The sequence below is a fragment of the Marinospirillum alkaliphilum DSM 21637 genome (assembly GCF_900119735.1).
GTDB lineage: Bacteria > Pseudomonadota > Gammaproteobacteria > Pseudomonadales > Halomonadaceae > Marinospirillum > Marinospirillum alkaliphilum.
The window spans coordinates 20,434-36,326 of sequence record NZ_FPJW01000001.1 but is presented as its reverse complement, the minus strand read 5'-3'; the positions used below and the strand labels follow the sequence as shown (position 1 = coordinate 36,326).

At 57.0% G+C, this 15,893-nt stretch carries 13 protein-coding genes; 9 read left to right on the top strand and 4 right to left on the bottom strand.

Annotated elements, in window-relative coordinates:
* The first annotated feature begins 17 nt into the window (after positions 1–17).
* From BT114_RS00185 to BT114_RS00175, 3 genes are all read left to right on the top strand, one after another.
* Positions 18–803 (top strand): carbon-nitrogen hydrolase family protein, encoded by a 786-nt coding sequence (locus BT114_RS00185; RefSeq protein ID WP_072324312.1) that lies wholly within the window; start codon positions 18–20, stop codon positions 801–803.
* Positions 796–2,469, top strand: a complete 1,674-nt coding sequence (locus BT114_RS00180) for a flavin monoamine oxidase family protein (RefSeq protein ID WP_072324311.1) — start codon at positions 796–798, stop codon at positions 2,467–2,469. Before BT114_RS00185 ends, BT114_RS00180 begins: the two co-directional genes overlap by 8 nt.
* Positions 2,470–2,745: 276 nt before the next feature.
* A complete protein-coding gene (locus tag BT114_RS00175) occupies positions 2,746–4,905 on the top strand; it encodes a methyl-accepting chemotaxis protein (RefSeq protein WP_072324310.1) in 2,160 nt (719 codons plus the stop codon).
* 111 nt (positions 4,906–5,016) lie between these two features.
* On the opposite strand, the gene BT114_RS00170 is transcribed toward BT114_RS00175, so the two are convergent.
* From BT114_RS00170 to paaN, 4 genes are all read right to left on the bottom strand, one after another.
* Positions 5,017–5,565, bottom strand: coding sequence for a Pycsar system effector family protein (locus BT114_RS00170; RefSeq protein ID WP_072324309.1), 549 nt, complete (start codon positions 5,563–5,565; stop codon positions 5,017–5,019).
* A gap of 83 nt (positions 5,566–5,648) precedes the next feature.
* Positions 5,649–6,434, bottom strand: a complete 786-nt coding sequence (locus BT114_RS00165; protein ID WP_072324308.1) for an enoyl-CoA hydratase-related protein — start codon at positions 6,432–6,434, stop codon at positions 5,649–5,651.
* Positions 6,435–6,443: 9 nt separating this feature from the next.
* Positions 6,444–7,037 (bottom strand): phenylacetic acid degradation protein PaaY, encoded by a 594-nt coding sequence (gene paaY, locus BT114_RS00160; protein WP_072324307.1) that lies wholly within the window; start codon positions 7,035–7,037, stop codon positions 6,444–6,446.
* Positions 7,038–7,144: 107 nt separating this feature from the next.
* Positions 7,145–8,815, bottom strand: a complete 1,671-nt coding sequence (gene paaN / locus BT114_RS00155) for a phenylacetic acid degradation protein PaaN (RefSeq protein ID WP_072324306.1) — start codon at positions 8,813–8,815, stop codon at positions 7,145–7,147.
* 456 nt (positions 8,816–9,271) lie between these two features.
* On the opposite strand from paaN, the gene paaF reads away from it, so the two are divergent.
* The 6 genes from paaF (at position 9,272) to paaK (ending at position 15,887) form a co-directional block, all read left to right on the top strand.
* Entirely contained in the window at positions 9,272–10,045 is a 774-nt protein-coding gene (gene paaF / locus BT114_RS00150; protein WP_072324305.1) for a 2,3-dehydroadipyl-CoA hydratase PaaF, read from the top strand.
* 38 nt (positions 10,046–10,083) lie between these two features.
* Complete coding sequence (gene paaG / locus BT114_RS00145) at positions 10,084–10,875, top strand: 2-(1,2-epoxy-1,2-dihydrophenyl)acetyl-CoA isomerase PaaG (RefSeq protein ID WP_072324304.1); 792 nt, start codon at positions 10,084–10,086, stop codon at positions 10,873–10,875.
* Position 10,876: 1 nt separating this feature from the next.
* Positions 10,877–12,421, top strand: coding sequence for a 3-hydroxyacyl-CoA dehydrogenase PaaH (gene paaH, locus BT114_RS00140; protein WP_072324303.1), 1,545 nt, complete (start codon positions 10,877–10,879; stop codon positions 12,419–12,421).
* A 307-nt stretch (positions 12,422–12,728) separates the two neighbouring features.
* Positions 12,729–13,175, top strand: coding sequence for a hydroxyphenylacetyl-CoA thioesterase PaaI (paaI, locus tag BT114_RS00135; protein WP_072324302.1), 447 nt, complete (start codon positions 12,729–12,731; stop codon positions 13,173–13,175).
* 14 nt (positions 13,176–13,189) lie between these two features.
* Entirely contained in the window at positions 13,190–14,407 is a 1,218-nt protein-coding gene (pcaF, locus tag BT114_RS00130; protein WP_072324833.1) for a 3-oxoadipyl-CoA thiolase, read from the top strand.
* A gap of 166 nt (positions 14,408–14,573) precedes the next feature.
* On the top strand, positions 14,574–15,887 hold the full coding sequence (paaK, locus tag BT114_RS00125) for a phenylacetate--CoA ligase PaaK (protein ID WP_072324301.1): 1,314 nt from the start codon (positions 14,574–14,576) through the stop codon (positions 15,885–15,887).
* Positions 15,888–15,893 lie beyond the last annotated feature (6 nt).

Here is a 15,893-nt window from a genome sequence, read left to right as displayed (position 1 = left end):
GTCTGCGGAGGTACGCTATGCGCTTGGCTCTGGCTCAAACCCTGCCCCCCGACACGCCCGAAGCGGCAATGCATCAACTGGAATGGCTCTGTGCCGAAGCGGCCAAGGCCGACGCCGATCTGCTACTCACCCCGGAAATGAGTCTGACCGGTTATGCCACCAGAACCACCGAGCTGATACAACTGGCAGAAATACCCCTGCTGGGCCCACTGACCAGCCGCGCCAGCGAACTGGCACGCCAATATGATCTGGCACTGGTCGTCGGTTACCCGGAAGTAGCCACAGGCCCACTGCCTTATAATGCCGCGCTGCTGATTTCCAATGAAGGCGAGCCGCTGCTGAACTACCGCAAAACCCACCTGTTTGGCGAGCTGGATCGTCGCCGCTTCACACCCGGTGAACGGCTGATGAAACCAGTGGAATGGCAGGGCTGGCTGATCAACCTGGCGATCTGTTATGACGTGGAATTTCCAGAAGTGGTTCGTAGCCTGACCTTGAAGGGTACTGAACTGCTGCTGGTGCCCACCGCCAATATGCACCCTTACACCAGCGTGGCTCAACGCCTGGTGCCCGCCCGTGCGGAAGAAAACACCCTGTTTGTGGCCTATGCCAATTTTTGCGGGCAGGAAGCCGAGCTCCACTACTGTGGCCACTCCTGCATCTGCGATCCTCTGGGTGAAGACCTGGCCCGTGCGGATGATGACCCACGGCTGTTACTGGTGGATCTGCCACACCGCCAGTTGCTGCATGTACGCCAGCAACTGACCTACCTGAAAGACCGGAGGCCCGGCCTGTATGAGTGACACCCGCTCGCCCCACCAGAAACCCTTTGCCCTGTTCGGACCGGATTTCACCTTTGCTTATGATGACTGGTTGCAACACCCGGCCGGGCTCGGCCAGTTGCCACCCACACAACACGGCACCCGTGTCGCCATCATTGGTGCCGGACTGGCCGGGTTGGTGTGTGGTCACGAGCTGATGAAAATGGGCCTGCACCCGGTGGTGTATGAAGCCGGACGTCTCGGTGGTCGTTTACGCTCAGCCGTGTTTGACGGCAGTGACGGGGTGATTGCCGAGCTGGGTGGCATGCGTTTTCCCCGCTCTTCTCGCGGCTTTTACCACTATGTGGAACAAACCGGACTGCACACCGCTCCCTTTCCTAACCCACTGACTGAAGCCGCTGGCTCCACTGTGATCGAACTGGAAGGCGAGCGCTTTTATGCCCGCCGACTCAGTGATCTGCCACCCCTGTTTCAGCAGGTGGCGGCAGCCTATGATCAGGCACTGGAAGAACAGGCCAGTTTCAGTGCCCTGCAGGAAGCCATCCAGCAACGCGATGCCGCCGCCGTGAAGGCCATCTGGAATCCACTGGTGAAAGACTGGGATGAACGCACCTTTTATGACTTCATTGCTTCATCCCGCGCCTTTCAGCAACTGAGCTTTCGACATCGGGAAGTTTTTGGTCAGGTGGGCTTTGGTACTGGTGGCTGGGACTCCGACTTTCCCAATTCGATGCTGGAAATCCTGCGGGTGAATGTCACCCGCTGTGATGAAGATCAGCACCTGATCATCGGGGGTGCCGAACAGTTACCACAAGGCCTGTGGCAGCAGCCGCTACAACAAGCCGTTCACTGGCCTCCCGGCACCAGCCTGCAACAGCTGAATCAGGGTGCACCCCGACCGGCGGTTCGACGCATCCACCGGAATGACCAGGGGCAACTGACCCTGACGGATAGCCGCGGCCATCAGGAAAGTTTTGCTGCCGTCATCACCACCTGCCAGAGCTGGTTGCTGACCACAGCCATCGACACTGAAGAAAACCTGTTCAGCCAACCCTTGTGGATGGCGCTGGATCGCACCCGTTACATGCAATCAGCCAAAACCTTTGTGATGACAGACCGCCCCTTCTGGAAAGACAAAAACCCGCAAACCGGGGAAGACTGCATGTCGATGACCCTGACCGACCGCCTGACCCGGGGCACCTACCTGTTTGATCAGGGTGACAATCGGCCGGGCGTGATCTGCCTGAGTTATGCCTGGATGTCGGATGCCTTGAAAGTGCTGCCACTGGATGCAGAAAAACGTGTTGAACTGGCACTGGCGGCATTGAAAAAAATCTATCCAGATGTGGATCTGGCCAGCCACATCCGTGGCAATCCCATCACCGTCAGTTGGGAAAGTGATCCCAACTTCCTGGGTGCCTTCAAGGGTGCGCTGCCGGGGCATTACCGCTACAACCAGCGGATGTACAGCCACTTCATGCAGGATCAATTGCCCGCAGGGCAACGCGGGCTGTTCCTGGCCGGTGACGACATCAGTTGGACACCAGCCTGGGCCGAAGGAGCAGTGCAAACGGCTTTAAATGCCGTGTGGGGCGTGCTGCACCACCTGGGTGGTCACACCCACCCGGACAACCCCGGCCCTGGTGACTGCTGGCACACCTGGCAACCCATTACGCTTGACAACTAATTACAATCTACAACTGATCAGGCACAAAAACAGAACAAATAATTTTTCCGCACCAGAAAGAAGCACATTACCCCCTGAGTCATCACACACGGCGCACCAGCACAGTGCAAATGCATGTGCTTTTTATGTGGATCACCCCGCATCCCACTGAAATAAAAGGGGCTTTATTTATGGCCCACATCTTGCTTAACACCAGGCATCCTTGATTTACATCAAATAATAACAGCACCAAAAACACCCACTTCCATGATTCCTGGTAAACGGAGACTTTTACCAATGACTGCATTGCAAAGCCATAACATGAACCTTTCCGCTGCTGAAAAACGCTGGTTACCCGTTTTTGGTGGCAACGGCAAAATCCAGTTGGGTTGGTCCTGCTTTTTAAACCGCAAGCTTTACCCAGTGATTGAGCAGATTTTTGAAGGCATTGCCAGCACCCGTGTGCGTCTGCTGCAAGAGTGGGCCACCAGTCGCTGGCAGCACCTGGATGAGCTGGCCACACAATGCGGCGAGCTCAACAACAGCCAATGGCCAGAGTTGTTGCAGCGCCGACAGCAGCAAGCCAATGATTTTTCTGAACTGTTCATTGTGGATCGGGAAGGTCGCATCCTGGCATCAACCCACGCCGCTCGCACCAGCCAGGTGCATCAGGGTGGGTTGCTGAGTCGTGCATTGCAAGAGGGATTACAAAAACCCTTTTTGCATGGCCCCTATGCAGACCCCGTCACTCTGGAGCTGGGGCCATCCACCTCCAGTTTTCATGATGCCGTCACCCTGATGTTTTATCAGCCGCTGGTGCGTGGCGGCAAGGTGATCGGCTGCATTGCCGGTCGTGTACCCAATGACGTGATTGGTGACTTGATCCAGCGTGAAGCCGGGCACGTTTACCCCGAATCCGGCGACAACTACATCTTTATGGTCAAGGCCGGTTTTGATACCAGTGTGCAGCCCGGCACAGCCCTGTCACGCTCACGTTTTGAAGACAGCACCTTTTCTCACGGCGAAAACCTCAAACAGGGCATCCACACCCGCTGGGGCGTGGTCAGTGTTAAACACCACACCGAACTGGAACTGCGCTTCACTGACCCGGCCACCGGTCAACTGCACCCCGGTGTGCGTGAAACCATGGCCAACGGCAGCAACCTGTTCATCACCTATCCGGGTTATTCCGACTATCGCCACATTCCCGTCATTGGCAAGGGTGTCACCTTCCAGTTGCCCGGTTCACCAGACCGCTGGGGCATGATGTGTGAAGGGGATCTGGAAGAGGTGTACCGCCGCCGCTCGATCAGTGTTGGCCTGATGAACACCTACCTGGCAACCGTGATCAGCCTGCTGGTCACCACCACCCTGCTGCAGCATTTTTCACCCTTCAACCTGCTGCCCACCCTGGGTTTGAATGCCTTGCTGCTGCTGGTGTCTGCCTGGGTATTTGCCAACACGGGTCCGAAGCGGGTGGCAGAACGCTTGCGCAGAACCACCCAGATCATTCGCACCATTGCTGAAGGGGAAGGCAATCTGCAGCAACGTCTGGATACCGGCAAGCTGGCCCGTGATGAAAGTGGCAGTATGGGGCGCTGGTTCAACAGTTTCCTCGACAGCCTGGATGGCATCATGAGCCAGGTGATCCATACCACGGATGCAGTCAAACACAGCAATGACACCATGTTGTCCCGTGCCGGTGAAGCCAGTCAGACCAGCCGCGAAGTGAATGAAGTGGTTGGCAAGATGCTGACGCTGGTGGAGGAGCAACTGGGTGAAATCAACCAGGCCTCGGAAACCGCCCAGACCATGAAACGTGCCATGGATGAGGTGGTGCAAAACGCCCGTGAACAGTTTGAAGCGGCCCGCACCGGCACCCTCAGCATTCGCAAGGTGGTCGATACCACCGCTGCACGAGTGCAAAACCTCGATAGCCGCATGAAGGAAATTGGTGACATTGTTTCGATGATCACCGACATCACCAGCCAGACCAACCTGCTGGCTCTGAATGCAGCCATTGAGGCGGCTCGTGCCGGTGAAGCCGGACGTGGATTTGCGGTGGTCGCGGATGAAGTTCGTTCACTGGCCAGCCGTACCGCTGATGCCGCCTCGGAAATCCAGCAGACGGTTGCCAGCCTGCAGAATGAAACCCGCGCCGCCGTCGATTTCATGGAAGATGGTGTCAAGGAAGTGGACCAGCGCCTGAAGGCTGCTGAAACGGCCGGTTCGGAAAACACCGAGCTGCATCAGGCCGTGGAACGGATGTTTAATATCATCACCCAGTTGAATGAACGCAGCCACTTTTACGGCGCATCCATTCGCCAGGTGGAAGTGGCCTCGGGTGAAATGACACAGGTGATGGGTGAGCTGCATGACAGCGCTCATCAGGTCAAACACGCCACGCAGTCATTGCAGCAGCTGGTGGGACGTTTCACCGTCACCGGTGTCAAGTAACACCTGATTAACTATTGCGTTCATGACCTTAATCAGCGGCTCCATAGCCGATTAAAAGTGCTACTCATCAATAAAAGGGGTCAGGAAACAACACCTGCCCCTTTTTTCGATTCAGGCCAGCAGGTTATACAAAAAGGCAAATACCAGCAGCAGATAACCCGAAATCGAAACCACAAAGGCTTTATTCAACAGGCTGTATTTACGTGACACGATGCCGGATAACAGATGATTGTGGCGCAGCATTTTTTCCAGCAGTTCCCAGCGCGACATCTGAATCAGCTCATCCACATACTCCTGCTCCTGATAAGCTCGCACCCCTTCCCAGTAAAGCAACCCCTTGTCCCGACGCCTGACCCGACGTGGAAAAGCCACGGTTAAAGCCAGGGCCATACCGGTAAACAGCAGGGCCGCACCCAGGGTAAAGGTCAAGGCAGACAGCGGGTGATTAATCACCATTTCACGAATCAGCAGGCCCAGCAATGTACCGTTCACACCAGCCAGGGCGGCAGCTTTAAGATCAGCAAAACGATTGGAATTGTTCAGGTAGAGGTGCTGATGATAAACAAAGTTGAATTTGGTGGAACGATCAGAGTTGGCCGTTTCGATGCGCAGTCGACCATCTGAATCAACCAGCGACTGCAACAGCTCCTGCGTTTGCATGATGGGAATCCATCCTTCGGCGTTACAAAAAATGAAAAACCTGTTACACGAAGGATGGATTTAACGCCTTTCAGCGCCGTTTTTCAACGGTGACGGAAGTTTGCTGCACGTTTTTCCACAAAGGCTTGCATGCCTTCACTGCGATCTTCAAAGGCAAAGCTGCTCTGGAAGGCACGCCGTTCAAACTTCAGCCCGGCCGCCAGACTCGTTTCATAAGCCTGATCCACCGCCTCACGAATCATCAAGGTCACCGGGCGGGATTGTGCCGCAATCAGTTCAGCCGTTTTTAATGCCTCACCAAAGAGTTCTTCGACCGACAACACCCGACTGACCAGTCCACTGCGCTCGGCTTCTGCCGCATCCATCATGCGACCGGTCAAACACATTTCCATCGCCTTGGCCTTGCCGATGGCACGGGTCAGGCGCTGTGTACCACCGGCACCAGGCATGGTTGCCAGCTTGATTTCCGGCTGTCCAAAACGGGCAGTTTCACTGGCCAGAATAAAATCACAGGCCATCGCCAGCTCACAACCACCACCCAGCGCCATACCGGATACTGCCGCAATCATGGGTTTACGGCGTGATTCCAGTGCATCCCAGCCATCACCGGGAAGATTTGGAAAGTCGCTCATGAACAGCTCGGCGTATTCCTTGTTTGCCATTTCAGCAATATCGGCACCGGCTGCAAACACCTTCTCACTGCCCTGAATCAGCAGGCAGCCAATGGTGTTGTCCCGCTCAAACGCGGTGATGGCCTGCCCGACTTCGGCGATCAGTGCCATCGACAGGGCGTTGTACACCCTGGGGCGATTCAGGGTGATCACCCCGACCGCACCTTTTGTTTCTACCAGAATATGTTCGTAAGCCATGCTTTTTTCTCATTGTTTGTGCTTGGGCTGGGTTTCACCGGCATCCACCTGCGGCCGGTTGGGTTCCACTTCCGACAGGGGTTCACATTCTTCCATGCTGGCCAGACAACGCAGGGTCAGGCGCTGGTATTCACCGGTGCCTTCCTGTTTCCAGGCGATTTCCTGTTCACTGAGTTTGCGGTGTACCTTGGCCGGTGAACCGATGATCAGTGACTCGGGTTCACAGGTAAAACCGGCTTTAACAAAAGCCGTGGCCGCCACAATCGAGCGAGGGGCAATCACCGCGCCATCCATCACCACGGCGTTCATGCCAATCAGTGAATCCTCACCAACAATACAGCCGTGCAGCACTGCGCCATGGCCAACATGACCATCCTTTTCGATTACGGCATCCAAACCGGGGAAAGCGTGCATCACGCAGGTATCCTGCACATTGGCACCTTCCTTGAGAAGGATGCGGCCAAAATCACCCCGCAGGCAGGCAGTGGGGCCAACATAACAACGTGGGCCGATCTGCACATCACCGATTAATACTGCAGTGGGATGCACATAAGCGGTGGGATGCACCACCGGCACCACACCTTCGATCTTGTAACAGGGCATAAGGGTTCCTCGATTTCGATCCGAAACCGCCAGACTAACTGACCATGATCCCGGTAGCCAAATACAAAACTGACGACCGGGTCACGGTGTTTTCAGCGAGTGGCGTGTCAGACGTGCCGGCGGCTCTGTACCACCACAAAGCGGTTCACCAGGAATGCGGTATCGGTCAGGGAGGCATTGGCTGCCGGGTTACCGCCGGTGGCGTGGAAGTCACTGAAAGCTGCCGACTGGTTCACAAACACACCGCCATCCAGGTTGCAGGAAAGTGCCACTTTCACATCCATGGCCAGTTCTTCAGCCTGTTGCAGTACGGCATCCGAGGTGGAATAAACGCCCAGAGTGATAGCACCCTCTTCATTGATGACCTCACGCGCCAGACGCATGGAGTCTTCAGTGCTTTCGGTGGCGATCACAAAAGAGATGGGGCCAAAACGCTCTTCGGAGTAAACCGCCTTGTCCTTGCCGTCCACTTTCAGGATCAGCGGGGTGCAAATGCGGGCTTCCGGAAACTCCGGGTGCTGGCGGGTTTCGCTATCCAGCACAAGGGCACCCAGTTTGCGGCATTCATCAATGCGCTGGAAGGTGGCATCAGACTGGATGGCACCCAGCACCATGCAGGCACGGTCATTGTCGGACAGGAACTTACTGGTGGCAGTGGCCAGAGCCTGGGCAAACTCGTCAAAGCTGACCTTGCCTTCAGGAGTGTTGATGCCGTCTTTAGGCACATAAATGGCCTGGGTAGTAGTACACATCTGGCCGGAATACAGGCTCAGGGTAAAGGCCAGGTTGCGGGTTACCGCCTTGAGGTCGGAAACGCTGTCCACAATGATGGAGTTGACCCCGGCTTTTTCGGTGAACACACGGGCGTGGCGGGCATTGTCTTCCAGCCAGTTGCCAAAGGCACTGGAGCCAGTGAAATCAATCACTTTTACCTTGGGGTTCAGCGCCAGCGCTTTAGTGACTGGTTCTGCCACGGTATCCGGTACCAGGCTGACCAGCGTCGGATTCAGGCCGACTTCCTTCAGTACTTCACGCGCCACTTTAACGGTCAGGGCTGCGGGCAGAATCGCTGTGGGGTGGGGTTTGACAATCACCGGGTTGCCGGTGACCAGGCTGGCAAACAGGCCGGGATAGGTGTTCCAGGTCGGGAAGGTGGAGCAGCCCACCACCAGTGCCACACCGCGCGGTACAATGTGGAACTGCTTGTCCATCACCAGTGGATCCATCTTGCCCTGGGGTTTGTTCCAGCGGGCCGTTTCAGGAATACCTTTCATGGCATCCCAACCATAAGCCACAGCTTCCAGTGCACGGTCTTGCGCGTGCGGTGCACCGGCCTGGAAAGCCATCATGAAACCCTGGCCACTGGTGTGCATGACAGTGTAGGCCATCAGCGGGCTGAGTTCATTCAGGCGATGCAGGATTTCCATGCACACGCCCACCCGGCCTTTGGCACCCACATCACGCCACTGTGGTAATGCAGCATGCATTTCATCCACCAGCGCGTTCATGTCGGGCTGGTCATAACTGATGCCCAGATCAAAACCATAAGGGGAACGCTCGCCGGTGATTTTTTTCACACCAGTGACGCCTTCAATGGCAAAGTGGCTATCACAAAGCGCTTTAAAATCCGCCGGGGCAGATTTGACCGCTTCTTCATTGTATTTTTTCAGATTTTCGGAATAGGGTGACCAGTATTCACGGGTGTGAATGGCCTCAACGGCACGGTTGAGTAGTTCCTGATGCCGCTCAAACAGAGCCGCAGGTGATGTGTTGGACATGGCAAGCCTCCTGAAAGATTCAGTTTCTTAATATAGGACAGGCAGCCGCTTACCGCGCCAACATGGCAACAACAATTCAGATCAAGACGCGCTTTTTGTATCACATCAGGCCAACAAAGCAAAGGAAAGCGGCCAAAAAAGCCTGTAAACAACCCCTTTTCGACTGACCAAAGCGTCACAAAAAAGCCAAAACCTGAGATATTATTGATTACTTTCAATAGATTACACATAAGACCAGGCAGCAACCCTCAAAAGCGATACACAAATTTGATTTTAAAATCTTGATGAGTGTCAAATTTTAGATATACTCATCAGCAGCAAGTCGCCCGGGCCAACATGGTTCACAATTAAGACAAGACAAAACGGCGCAACTGCTACCCAGAGGTCGCTGAAAAGCGATCCGCATCACCGCAGCAGTGACTATAAAGAAAAGAACAAACACCAAACGGGTTGCTTATGCCGCAAAACCTGCTCATCAAAGGGCCGGAGAAGGGTGTCCGTCTACTCACCCTACATCGACCGGAAGCCCTGAATGCCCTGAATACCGCCCTGCTGGGTGAAATTGCTGCTGCACTGGATGAGGCCGAAGCCGATCCGGAAACCCGTGCAGTGGTGATCACCGGCAGTGAAAAAGCCTTTGCCGCCGGAGCCGACATCAATGAAATGGCGGCACGTGACCTGGTTGGCATCCTTGAAGACCCCCGTCAGGCACACTGGCAACGCATCGCCCGCTTTCCCAAACCCATCATTGCGGCCATCAATGGCTTTGCTCTGGGTGGCGGCTGCGAACTGGCCATGCACGCCGACATCCTGATTGCCGGTGAAAATGCCCGTTTTGGCCAGCCGGAAATCAACCTCGGCATCATGCCCGGAGCCGGTGGCACCCAAAGATTACGTCGCGCCCTTGGCCCGTCCTTAACCATGCAGCTGGTGCTGACCGGTGAACAGATCAGTGCCGAACGTGCTTTGCAGGCAGGCCTGATCAGTGAAATCTGCCCCACCGAGCTGACCGTGGAGCGCGCCATCCGCATTGCCGAAATCATCGCCGAAAAAGCGCCGCTGGCCGTCCGCCTGACCAAGGAAGCAGTGCACAAGGCGGCTGATACCGACCTGGCGACCGGCCTGCGTTTTGAGCGCCATGCTTTTACGCTACTGGCTGGCACTGCCGACCGCGCTGAAGGTTTAAAAGCCTTTCAGGAAAAGCGCAAACCGCAGTTCAAAGGCTGCTGATTCCAATCCAACAATCGACTTTAACAGGACAATTTTTTATGTCTCAGCCCAGTATTCTGCTTGAAATTGATCAGGGTGTGGCCCTGCTGACCCTGAACCGCCCGGATAGCCTGAACAGCTTTAATGCTGAAATGCACGACCAGATGCGCGCAGCCCTGAGCCAGGTTCGCAAGGATGCCAGCGTGCGCGTATTGGTGATCACCGGCGCTGGCCGTGGTTTCTGTGCCGGTCAGGATCTTTCTGACCGTAACGTGGCACCCGGTGCCGAAGTGCCGGATCTGGGTGAGTCGATTGAAAAACGCTACAACCCGATGATCCGCACCCTGCGGGATCTGCCCCTTCCGGTGATCTGTGCCGTGAATGGTGTGGCCGCTGGTGCCGGTGCCAACATTGCCCTGGCCTGTGACATCACCCTGGCCGCTCGTTCCGCCAGCTTTATTCAGGCCTTCTGCAAAATCGGCCTGATTCCGGATTCCGGCGGCACCTGGACCCTGCCGCGGCTGGCCGGTATGGCCCGTGCCAAAGGCATGGCACTGCTGGGTGACAAGATCAGTGCGGAACAGGCCGAAAGCTGGGGCATGATCTGGCGCTGTGTCGACAACGAACAGCTGATGGATGAGACCATGAAACTGGCACGCCATCTGGCCACCCAGCCGACCAAAGGACTGGCACTGATCAAACGTGCCCTGCACGCCAGCGCCAGCAACTCCTTTGATGAACAACTGGATCTGGAGCGCGACCTGCAGCGCCTGGCCGGTCGCACCGAAGATTACCGCGAAGGGGTTGCTGCCTTTATGGAAAAACGCCAACCCAACTTCAAGGGGCAGTGACATGCAAGCGCTGAATACCTCCGTTAAAGTTGCTGTGATTGGTGCCGGTGCCATGGGTTCCGGCATTGCCCAGGTTGCGGCTCAGGCCGGACACCTCGTATACCTGCAGGATCAGCGCGAAGGTGCGGCTGCGGCAGGCAAGGCCGGTGTGGCAAAAACCCTGCAAAAGCGCGTGGACAGCGGCAAGATGCAACAGCGTGATCTGGATGCCCTGCTGCAACGCATCCAGCCGGTCGACAGCCTGGAACAACTGGCTGATTCTGGACTGGTGATTGAAGCCATCATCGAAGACCTCGACATCAAGCGCCAGCTGTTTGCACGACTGGAAGACCTGTGCGGTGAGCAAGTCATCCTGGCCACCAACACCTCCTCCATTTCCGTCACTTCACTGGGCGCACAACTGAAACGCCCCGAGCGGCTGCTGGGCATGCACTTCTTCAACCCGGCACCCCTGATGGCACTGGTGGAAGTCATTCTGGGACTGGCCACCGACAAACAACTGGCAGCAGTGATTCACGCCACCGCCGCCGCCTGGGGCAAAAAACCGGTGTTTGCCACCTCCACCCCCGGTTTTATCGTCAACCGCGTGGCACGTCCTTTTTATGCTGAAAGCCTGCGCCTGATGCAGGAACAGGCTGCCGACCCGGCCACCCTGGATGCCCTGCTGCGTGAAGCAGGCAACTTCCGCATGGGCCCGTTTGAACTGATGGACTTGATCGGCCATGACGTCAACTACGCCGTTACCAACTCGGTATTTGACGCCTACTACGGCGACTTTCGTTTCCAGCCCTCGCTGATCCAGAAGGCCCTGGTCGAAGCCGGACGCCTTGGCCGCAAAACCGGACAAGGCTTCTACAGCTATGCCGAAGGTGCCACCCGCCCGGAAGCCGCTACCCTGCCACCCGCTCAGGCCCGCGACAACCAAGTCATCATCGAAGGCGAACTCGGTGCTGCCGCCGGATTGATCCAGCGTTTTGCTGATGCCGGTTTACAAATCATCCAGCGTGATGGTGCCGGACTCATCCGCTACGGCGACGCCACTCTGGCACTCACCGACGGCCGCATGGCCACCGAACGCACCATCAGCGACGGCCTGCAACAACTGGTGCTGTTCGACCTGGCCTTTGACTACAGCAAAGCCACTCGCCTGGCCATCGCTGCTGCCAGACAAACCACCGACAGCGCCCTGCAGGATGCCATCGCCCTGCTGCAAAAAGCCGGATTGGCCGTCAGCCAACTCAGCGACGCCCCCGGACTGGCTGTCATGCGCACCCTCGCCATGCTCACCAACGAAGCCGCCGATGCCGTATTACAAGGTGTTGCCAGCGCATCCGACGTGGATCTTGCCATGTGTGCAGGCGTTAACTACCCACAAGGCCCATTAAGCTGGAGCGAACGCCTCGGCCACGGGGTTATCTGGCGTGTATTGCAAAACCTGCAAACCAGCTACGGCGAAGACCGTTATCGGCCCTCCCTGCTGCTGCGCCAGCAGGCATTTACCGCTGGACAACAACCAGATAGCAACAAGAAGCCGGGAGCTGGTTAAGCGAAGTAAAGGAGGAGCCGCAGGCGGGGGACATGAGCGAAACCAGCTACCGGCTCCGCAGCAGAATTGCTGAAGTGGCAAGTAACAGATTTGAGCGAAGTAAGGAGAGGCCGCAGGCGGGGACATGAGCGAGAAGCGTTCCTGGCTCCGTATCCGAACAGCTGAAGCGGCAAGGAACAGCTCCAGGCGAAGTAAAGGAGGAGCCGCAGGCGGGGGACATGAGCGAGAGCTGTTCCCTGTCGCGAAGCTAAACTGAGCAAGACCTGTACTTGCCTGAATGAACATCAATATAGAGAAGAACAAAAAGATGACCCAACTTACACCGCAACAACTGGCCGAAGCCTGTGCCGAATCCATGTTTTCACGGGATCAGGCCAGCCAACAGCTCGGCATGAAAATCGTCTCCGTATCCCCCGGACGCGCAGTACTGACCATGACCGTCGACAACCGCATGATCCAGGGCCACGGCAACTGCCACGGTGGCTACCTCTTCACCCTGGCCGACTCCGCCTTTGCCTTTGCCTGCAACACCTACGACCTGGCCACCGTCGCCTCCGGTTGCAGCATCGAATACGTTGCGCCAGCCAAAGAAGGCGACCGCCTCACCGCCACCGCTGAAGAGCGCAGTCGCGGCAGCCGCACCGGTGTTTACGACATCACCATCACCAACCAGGACGAGCAGGTTGTTGTGCTCTTCCGTGGCAAATCCTATCAAGTCCGCGGCACCGTACGCCGCCTGGAGGAACAAGCATGAACCAGAACGCCACCCTGCAAAACGCCTGGATCATCGACGCCATTCGCACCCCCATCGGACGCTACGGCGGTGCTCTGTCCAGCGTACGTGCTGACGACCTGGGTGCCGTACCTTTAAAAGCCCTGATGGAACGCCACCCTGATCTTGACTGGGCTCAGGTCGATGACGTCATCTATGGTTGCGCCAACCAGGCCGGTGAAGACAACCGCGATGTGGCACGCATGTCCTCACTGCTGGCCGGACTACCGGTTGACGTACCCGGCACCACCATCAACCGCCTCTGCGGCTCCGGAATGGACGCCGTGGGAACCGCCGCCCGCACCCTGCGCACCGGCGAAGTGCGACTGATGCTGGCCGGAGGCGTGGAATCCATGTCCCGCGCCCCCTTTGTCATGGGCAAAGCCGACAGCGCCTTCAGCCGTCAGGCGGAAATTTTTGACACCACCATCGGCTGGCGTTTTGTTAACCCGCTGATGAAAAAACAGTACGGCATCGACTCCATGCCGGAAACCGCCGAAAACGTTGCCGAAGACTTCAACATCTCCCGTGAAGACCAGGATGCCTTTGCCCTGCGCAGCCAGCAACGTGCCGCCGCCGCCCAGGCCAACGGACGACTGGCTCAGGAAATCACCCCGGTGGTGATTCCGCGTCGCAAACAGGAAGCCCTGGTGGTCGACACCGACGAACACCCCCGCATGACCAGCCTGGAAGCTCTGGCCAAATTGCCTACCCCCTTCCGTGAAGGTGGCCGCGTCACCCCCGGCAATGCCTCCGGCGTCAATGACGGTGCCTGCGCCCTGCTGCTGGCTAATGACGAAGGTGTTAAAGCCTTTGGCCTGAAACCCCGCGCCCGCGTAGTGGCGATGGCAACGGCTGGTGTTGAGCCGCGCATCATGGGCTTTGGCCCAGCACCGGCCACACGCAAGGTGCTGCAGGTCGCCGGTTTGCAGCTGGACGACATGGATGTGATCGAACTCAATGAAGCCTTTGCCGCTCAGGCACTGGCCGTAACACGTGATCTGGGCCTGCCGGATGATGCCGCTCACGTGAATCCCAACGGCGGTGCCATTGCCCTTGGCCACCCGCTGGGCATGAGTGGTGCTCGCCTGATCACCACCGCCCTGCATGAACTGGAAAAACGCCACGCCGAAGGCCAACGCAGCCGTTATGCCCTCTGCACCATGTGTATTGGTGTCGGGCAGGGCATTGCACTGATCATCGAGCGGGTTTGAATCGCAGCTCACTTTAAGTGAATGATGCTTCTCCTGCCTGAGCAGGCTGTCTGCAACAGGGATGTTGCAGCAGAGCTTACATGGACGTATTCACGCGTCCTGATCAGGCACGGGGGAGCATCAGGAACCTTGGTAAACACTTGATAAAAATAACAGGAAAACCAACATGACCCTGCCCCACCAGAAACTCGGTCCACTGGACCCGCTGGAAACTGCCAGCATCGATGAACTGCGTCACGTACAACTGCAGCGCCTGCGCTGGAGCCTGAGCCACGCTTACACCAACGTGCCGTTTTATCGCAAAGCCTTTGATGACAAAGGCATCCACCCGATGGATGTTAACATCCTGAGCGACCTCGGCAAGCTGCCCTTCACCACCAAGGCAGATCTGCGCGACAACTACCCCTACGGCATGTTCGCCACCCCGATGCGTGATATAGTCCGCATCCACGCCTCCAGCGGCACCACCGGCAAACCCACCGTTGTGGGATACACCAAAAACGACATCGACACCTGGGCCACCGTAGTGGCACGCTCCATTCGTGCGGCTGGTGGCCATGCCGGTGACAAGGTGCACGTGGCTTATGGTTATGGCCTGTTCACGGGCGGACTGGGTGCCCACTACGGCGCGGAAAAACTCGGTTGCACCGTGATTCCCATGTCCGGCGGCCAGACCGAAAAACAAGTCCAGCTGATTCGTGATTTTGAGCCGGACATCATCATGGTCACCCCCTCCTACATGCTCAACATTGCGGATGAGCTGGATCGTCAGGGCATCGATCCACACAAGCTGCCACTGCGGATCGGTATTTTTGGTGCCGAACCCTGGACTGATTCCATGCGCAAGGAGCTGGAAGAACGCCTGGGCATTCAGGCGCTGGACATCTATGGTCTGTCCGAAGTGATGGGGCCAGGGGTGGGTCAGGAGTGTGCGGAAACCAAAGACGGTCCAACCATCTGGGAAGACCACTTCTACCCCGAAATCATTGATCCCAATACCGGCGAAGTACTGCCGGATGGTGAATACGGTGAACTGGTGTTCACTTCCCTGACCAAGGAAGCCCTGCCGATCATTCGTTACCGCACCCGCGATCTGACCCGTCTGCTACCCGGCACCGCACGCCCGATGCGCCGCATCGACAAGATCACCGGGCGTAGTGACGACATGCTGATCATCCGTGGCGTCAACGTGTTCCCGACGCAGATCGAAGAACAGATCCTGAAAATGGCACAACTTGCACCTCATTATGAGATAGAAGTGTATCGTGATGGCAACCTCGACTGCATGGATATCCGCGTGGAGCTCAAACCGGAAGCCTCCGCTGCAGAAGCCGACACACGCCAGCAGATCTGCAAGGAGCTGCAGCATCACATCAAGTCGTATATCGGCATCAGCACTCGCATTGAGGTTTGTGAATCCGGACGCCTGGCGCGCTCCGAAGGCAAGGCCAAGCGAGTGTTTGACAAGCGCAAACAGTAATTCACA

Coding starts and splice junctions, on each gene's coding strand:
- BT114_RS00175 (WP_072324310.1), top strand. CDS start 2,746: ATGACTGCATTGCAAAGCCATAACATGAACCTTTCCGCTGCTGAAAAA.
- paaI (WP_072324302.1), top strand. CDS start 12,729: ATGACCCAACTTACACCGCAACAACTGGCCGAAGCCTGTGCCGAATCC.
- BT114_RS00165 (WP_072324308.1), bottom strand. CDS start 6,434: ATGGCTTACGAACATATTCTGGTAGAAACAAAAGGTGCGGTCGGGGTG.
- BT114_RS00180 (WP_072324311.1), top strand. CDS start 796: ATGAGTGACACCCGCTCGCCCCACCAGAAACCCTTTGCCCTGTTCGGA.
- paaG (WP_072324304.1), top strand. CDS start 10,084: ATGTCTCAGCCCAGTATTCTGCTTGAAATTGATCAGGGTGTGGCCCTG.
- paaY (WP_072324307.1), bottom strand. CDS start 7,037: ATGCCCTGTTACAAGATCGAAGGTGTGGTGCCGGTGGTGCATCCCACC.
- paaK (WP_072324301.1), top strand. CDS start 14,574: ATGACCCTGCCCCACCAGAAACTCGGTCCACTGGACCCGCTGGAAACT.
- BT114_RS00185 (WP_072324312.1), top strand. CDS start 18: ATGCGCTTGGCTCTGGCTCAAACCCTGCCCCCCGACACGCCCGAAGCG.
- paaF (WP_072324305.1), top strand. CDS start 9,272: ATGCCGCAAAACCTGCTCATCAAAGGGCCGGAGAAGGGTGTCCGTCTA.
- paaH (WP_072324303.1), top strand. CDS start 10,877: ATGCAAGCGCTGAATACCTCCGTTAAAGTTGCTGTGATTGGTGCCGGT.
- paaN (WP_072324306.1), bottom strand. CDS start 8,815: ATGTCCAACACATCACCTGCGGCTCTGTTTGAGCGGCATCAGGAACTA.
- BT114_RS00170 (WP_072324309.1), bottom strand. CDS start 5,565: ATGCAAACGCAGGAGCTGTTGCAGTCGCTGGTTGATTCAGATGGTCGA.